The 5,469-nt window shown below is 51.9% G+C and carries 6 protein-coding genes; 3 read left to right on the forward strand and 3 right to left on the reverse strand.

Annotated features, from left to right (window positions below; translation table 11 throughout):
* Positions 1-93: 93 nt before the first annotated feature.
* Entirely contained in the window at positions 94-585 is a 492-nt protein-coding gene (locus tag QZQ29_RS08680) for a PaaI family thioesterase (RefSeq protein ID WP_296962382.1), read from the forward strand.
* Positions 586-600: 15 nt separating this feature from the next.
* The gene (locus QZQ29_RS08685) at positions 601-945 is read left to right on the forward strand and encodes a heat-shock protein Hsp90 (RefSeq protein WP_296962384.1); all 345 of its coding nucleotides are present in this window, start codon (positions 601-603) and stop codon (positions 943-945) included.
* 402 nt (positions 946-1,347) lie between these two features.
* On the opposite strand, the gene QZQ29_RS08690 is transcribed toward QZQ29_RS08685, so the two are convergent.
* From QZQ29_RS08690 to QZQ29_RS08700, 3 genes are read right to left on the reverse strand one after another with little or no spacing between them, the layout of a single operon-like run.
* Positions 1,348-1,647 carry a cell division protein FtsL gene (locus QZQ29_RS08690; protein ID WP_296962385.1) on the reverse strand — a complete coding sequence of 100 codons (300 nt, stop codon included), beginning with the start codon at positions 1,645-1,647 and terminating at the stop codon, positions 1,348-1,350.
* Complete coding sequence (locus QZQ29_RS08695; protein WP_296962387.1) at positions 1,640-2,584, reverse strand: D-alanyl-D-alanine carboxypeptidase family protein; 945 nt, start codon at positions 2,582-2,584, stop codon at positions 1,640-1,642. The genes QZQ29_RS08690 and QZQ29_RS08695 overlap by 8 nt, the downstream gene beginning before the upstream one ends.
* A gap of 25 nt (positions 2,585-2,609) precedes the next feature.
* Positions 2,610-3,797 carry a M48 family metallopeptidase gene (locus tag QZQ29_RS08700; protein WP_296962389.1) on the reverse strand — a complete coding sequence of 396 codons (1,188 nt, stop codon included), beginning with the start codon at positions 3,795-3,797 and terminating at the stop codon, positions 2,610-2,612.
* Between the two features lie 610 nt (positions 3,798-4,407).
* Between QZQ29_RS08700 and QZQ29_RS08705 the strand changes: the two genes are divergently transcribed.
* Complete coding sequence (locus QZQ29_RS08705) at positions 4,408-5,367, forward strand: DUF1858 domain-containing protein (protein ID WP_296962391.1); 960 nt, start codon at positions 4,408-4,410, stop codon at positions 5,365-5,367.
* Positions 5,368-5,469: the final 102 nt, after the last annotated feature.

Below are 5,469 nucleotides of genomic sequence, written 5' to 3' on the forward strand. Positions count from 1 at the left end.
TATTTAAGGAGACTGATGACGCAGCATTGGATAAAAATACATATGAAATTCGATTCTGCGAATTAATCAGTGCTTCCCTAAAGGAGGCCTTATATGAAAAAAGAACCATACCCGTTAAATGATAAAGAGAAGGCTCTTCTGAAGAAAGAAGAGGAAAAGCTGGGGCATCCCCTGGAAGAACTCACCGGAGGCCCTGCCTACAGCATGTGTTTTGCCTGCGGAAATGAAAATCCCATAGGCCTTCATCTCCGCTTCTTTTCCATTCCCGGCGGCTGCCTTGCCTTCTTTACCCCCTCCCATGAACACCAGAGCTATAACGACCGCATGCACGGCGGCCTGATTATGACCCTCATGGATGAGGTCATGGGCAACTACCTCTTTTTGAATACAGGCATTCCCGCCTACACCGGAAAAATGGAGTCCCGCTTCCGTTCTCCCGTACTTATCGGGGAAACGGTGAAGGTCATCTGCCATGAAGTGAAGCGGAAAGGCCCCCTGTCCGTGATGGAGGCCCAGGTGCTCCATGAAGACGGCACCGTGGCTGCCGAAGCCACGTCCCATATGATGTTTGAACCGGAACGTTAAGAAAGGATGATTCAAATGGCAAAAGAAGAAATCATTGAAAAAGTGAAAGAAGTCATGAATGCCCCCAGCTGCTATGCGGGATTAAAGGATGTATGCGAAGCCTACCTGAAGGTTGCCGGCACAGACGGAGAAAAGGACGCCGCCCTTGCCCTCAAGAAGGAACTGAAGGAAGATGTGTGCTCCATCGACCATGTGATTCCCTTCTTTGAATCGGAAGAAGGAGCCAAAGTCCTTGGCGCCGATACCGCTAAAAATCTTTCCAAAGCTGCCCATGAAGCAAAGGATAAGGGCGTGAAATACTGCATCTGCCCCGCCTGCACCGCCGGCGGCTGGCTCCTTGACCACGCATCGGAATGGTAAAGGGCCGCGCCCTTCGGGCGCGGAGGGTTCTTAGGATGGACAGCCGCCTTTGGCGGCTGAAGGTTCTCAGGCTTGACGGGCCCTGGCCCGAGGGTTGTGGTATCGCCCTAAAGGGCGATGAGTTTTCTATGCCGCCAAAGGCGGCATCCCCTTCCACTGTGCACATCCGGCAGAGGATGTGCAAGTCAGCCAAAGTTGGCGCCTAGCCTGCCCATTAAGGCTCTCTCCTTTTATTTGGCTGACCGTGTACGCGGTCCCCCTCCCCGCCCTGCCCGTCACTCCTGCCAGCCTGCCAGCCTGCCAGGGAAGCACTGATTAATTCATAGAGTCTGCTTTTATAAGAATTTTTACAGAAACATAAAAAACTGTGAGAAAATGACTGCACATTTCCTCACAGTTTTTTTATCGCACATAGGGAACTTCTCCCGGTTTTACCAGGCCCAGGTCGTCTCGGGCTTTTTTCTCCAGTTTCGCCGGATCCTCCAGGTCCTTCTTCTTTGTCTCCAGTTCCTCTTTTTCCTTTGTAAGCCGGTCCCTTTCCTGATAAAGCTCCGCTTCCTGCTGCCTTACCTGTACGAAATGGTATACATTCTGCACCACCACGAAAGCAGTAATAATGGTCACCACCACGAAGATGATGCGGAGCATGGGGCTCGTCGGGAAAAGGCGCTTCAGGAAGGGTGCTTTTTTCTTTTTAACCATTCACTTCCTTCGGCTCCTTTCCCAGCACGCGGTTCACGAATTTATAAATCCCCGGTTCCGCCGCCAGTGCTTCCCGGTAATCCTTCTCCGCTTTGGCAGCGGCAAAACCGTAGTCCAGCCAGGTCTTTACATCCTGCCACCGTTTGGAGTCATTATAGAGCGTCACAATGATGAGCTGGCCGTCCCTTTCCGCCGATGCCACCAGACAGTCGCCGGCGGCTTCGGTCATGCCGGTCTTGATACCGTTGGCTCCTTCATAGCCGCTGGAGAGAAATTCGTTCCTGTTTTCCACATTCCGGTAAATGCCGTTTCGATAAGTCATGGGATAGGTCTTTCTCTTCACGATATCCCGGAAATCGGGGTTCTTCATGGCATAGGCCGCAATCTTTGCCATGTCCTCGGCGGTGGTGTAATGGTTTGGATTGGTGAGGCCGTTGGGGTTTGCGAAATGGGAATTCTTCGCACCGATGGCGGCGGCCTTTTCATTCATCATTTCAATGAAGCGGTCATAGGTGCCGCCCACCGTCTCCGCTGCAGCTACGGCGGAATCGTTGCCGGAAATGAGCATCATGCCGTAGAGCATCTGGTGCAGGGACAGGGGCATGTCGGGACGAATGCCAAGATTCGTGCCGTCCTGTTTCATGGCCCGCTGGGAAATGACAGCGTTCTGTTCCAACTTATCCTTTCCTTCCTCCAATGCAATGATGCAGGTTAGAATCTTGGTGGTGCTGGCAGGGTACACCTTCAGGGTGCCCTCCTTTTCCGCCAGGATTTCTCCTGTGTTCCCGTCTATCAGAGCCGCCGATACGGCTCCCGCTTTCGGCGGAGGGGGAAGCTCCGGTTTCTTCGGAGGCTCCGGGGTAATGAGAGCCAGAATGCCGAAGGCAATGCCTGCAAATACAACCGCCAGTACAAGGAGAGCCAATAATTTTTTCATAATTTAAACGATACAATCCTTTCTATCAGCCTGCTTCGGGAATGGCACCTGCCTCAGTTTCATCGCCAGTGCCATTCCTTTCCGCTGCCTTTGCTTTCTTTTCTATCTTTTCCCTGCGGGAGTCGATGTCAAAATCGCTTTTTACCGCTTCGCCCCGGTCTTTGGCAATGCCTTTATTCAGGTTTGCCACATAGAGCTTTCCGTCTTCTGCAGACGACAAACTGTATACCGCCGTATTTCCACAGTAAATGGTGTCATCCTGGATGACCGCATCCGGCACATTTCCTTTATGGTACAGCTTATCCAGCTTGCCGGCGGTGAGGAAGGTTCTTTCCTTGTCGGTGTAGCGGCCGGCAGCGGCAGGCTGGAAGGTTTTCTCGCCGTTCACCACGATCCAGCCGTCCTTCACATCCACATGGCCGCCGGAATACTGCTTCATCCATTTCAGGTTCTTATTGATACGGTCGCTTGTTTTGGGATGATTCCCCGGTGCCAGCACCGCCTTGATGCCGGAGGGAGAACTTTCGCCGTACTTATCCTTCAAAACCTGCATGGAGGCTGCTCCGCCGCCGGGATTGTAGCCCGCTTCCACCAGGTACTGGAAACCCAGGTCGTCGGCCTCCTTCTCCTGGTCCTTGGTGAATACCGCATTGGCCACATAGTTGGCCGCAATATTTCCAAGGAGGTATTCGCCGTAGGACGCATCGTTTCCAAGATAAATATCCAGAGCCGTAATGAGGCCTACGCTCTTCTTCACGCCGTTCACGTTATGCCGCTTTTCACCGTGGGAAATTTCATGGGCCATGACGTAAGCCAGCTCATCGTCGTCAAAGGCATCCAGGGAGCCCTTGTTCACGCAGAGCACCCCGCCAAGACTCATGAAGGCATTAATGTCCTCGCTGGGGGATACGTACACATTGTAATTCCGCTCCACGGCGCCGGTGTTCCGGATGTTTTCATAAATGGACTGCACCCGGTTGTCCGCCTCCGCCGATTCATAGACCCCCGTCTGCTGCTGGCACTGGTCCAGAAGCTGGAGCCCCGCCCGGTCATCCATGCGGGTATAATAGCTGGAAATAAAAAGAAGTGCCGCCGCCCCGTAAATGATTTTCTGGGTGGTGGTGGCCGCCTCCACCGTCAAAGGCGCTGCCGCCCCCGTAAGACATACCGCAGCCAGCAGGGCCGCCGTTATTTTTTTCTTCCACGTTGTCATGTTCGTGCCTCCTGTAGAAGAACACAGATGGATTTGATATATTGTACCATGTTTGGGGAGAAAGTGGATAGTTTCCATTGTCGGACATGACGTTATTGCGTTTCATCTCCACAGGAAACCTTTCGCAAACAGTTTCCTGTCCGCCATGGCTCCATTGTGTTTCAGCTCAATAGGAAACTTTTCGCCTATAGTTTCCTGTCTGCCATGGCTCCATTGCGTTTCACCTCGACAGGAAACTTTTCGCCTATAGTTTCCTACTCGGCATGGCTCTACTGTGTTTCACCTCGACAGGAAACTTTTCGTCTATAGTTTCCTGTCCGCCATGGCTCCATTGTGTTTCAACTCGACAGGAAACTTTTCGCCTATAGTTTCCTGTCTGCCATGGCTCCATTGCGTTTTACCCCAGCAGGAAACCTTTTGCAAACAGTTTCCTGTCCGCCATGGCTCCATTGTGTTTCACACCAACAGGAAACTTTTCTCTCACAGTTTCCCACTCGACATGGCACCATACTTACCTGGCATCTCACCTCAACTTGCCTAAATGGCCCGGCCGTGATAAGATAGAAAAGTATGAATGTATGTAATAGAGCCTCTTGAAAGGAGCTTATGTATGACAGCAGATAATCTGACTTTTTCTCTTGAAATCGATTTTATTCCCGACATTACGGAAGGACGGAATGAATTCAAGCACAAAATGAAGGAGGTGTCCGAAAAGCATGAGGGCACCTATATCCTTGACCCTAAGGGCCGTCCCATCATTTCCGGCCTGGCAAAGGATGATGTGGAGGATACGCTGAAGGACCTGGGCCTTCTGGCCTTCGGTTCCTGGCCTTCCTGCATTCTCACCTGCACCATGACCACGCCTCTTCCCATCCGTTCCGTAGGCATGTCCGACGGCTGGGATATTTACACCGGAAAGAAGACCTTCTTTGCCTTCGCCCAGTTCCCCTCCGACGCCCTTTCCATTATGACCAAGGCCTGCACCTACTACCTGGAGCATGAAAATTACCAGTCCATGGAAGAGTTCATCGACAAAATCGGCTATGAAGCCTTCCGGGATGCGGTTCTTGGAAATACCATGCCCGGCGCCTCCGCCGGAGAAAACGGCGACTATTTCGGCGGCGGCTTTTCTTCTCCCGACGTACCGCCGCTGAAGGAAGGCGATTTTGTCCGTCCGGAAAACAACATTATGCAGATTATTGAAGTATATCCGGAAATGGGGCCTTTCCTCATGGAATACGGCATGTCCTGCGTAGGCTGTTTCGTATCCTACGATGAAAACCTGTGGCAGGCCGCCCAGTCCCATGGCATGGACGTGTTTGAAATCATCGGCGAAATGAATGAATTCATTGCAGACAAGTATAAGAAGCCCCTTCTCACCGATGATACCCCCATGGAGACCATCCTCACCATGTATCCCCAGCTCCTGCCTGTGTTCCAGGAAGAAAAAATTCCCATGCCCTCCGACATGAAAACCACCATCGGCATCATGTGCCGGGATGCAGGAGTAAACTCTGCCGCCCTCATTGCCAAATGCGACGAAAGGCTCCGGGGCAAAGAAGAAGCCTGATTTTTGAAATAAAAAACGATGCAGCCTAGGGAAGCACTGATTAATTCATAGAGTCTGCTTTTATAAGAATTTTTATGCACTGCTTCGTCATGGGACTCCTTA

This window comes from uncultured Dialister sp. (assembly GCF_900538805.1).
Lineage (GTDB): Bacteria > Bacillota > Negativicutes > Veillonellales > Dialisteraceae > Dialister.

Bases quoted from the DNA above. Each gene is read 5' to 3' on its own strand.
- QZQ29_RS08700 (WP_296962389.1), bottom strand. From the start codon at position 3,797: ATGACAACGTGGAAGAAAAAAATAACGGCGGCCCTGCTGGCTGCGGTA.
- QZQ29_RS08680 (WP_296962382.1), top strand. From the start codon at position 94: ATGAAAAAAGAACCATACCCGTTAAATGATAAAGAGAAGGCTCTTCTG.
- QZQ29_RS08705 (WP_296962391.1), top strand. From the start codon at position 4,408: ATGACAGCAGATAATCTGACTTTTTCTCTTGAAATCGATTTTATTCCC.
- QZQ29_RS08695 (WP_296962387.1), bottom strand. From the start codon at position 2,584: ATGAAAAAATTATTGGCTCTCCTTGTACTGGCGGTTGTATTTGCAGGC.
- QZQ29_RS08690 (WP_296962385.1), bottom strand. From the start codon at position 1,647: ATGGTTAAAAAGAAAAAAGCACCCTTCCTGAAGCGCCTTTTCCCGACG.
- QZQ29_RS08685 (WP_296962384.1), top strand. From the start codon at position 601: ATGGCAAAAGAAGAAATCATTGAAAAAGTGAAAGAAGTCATGAATGCC.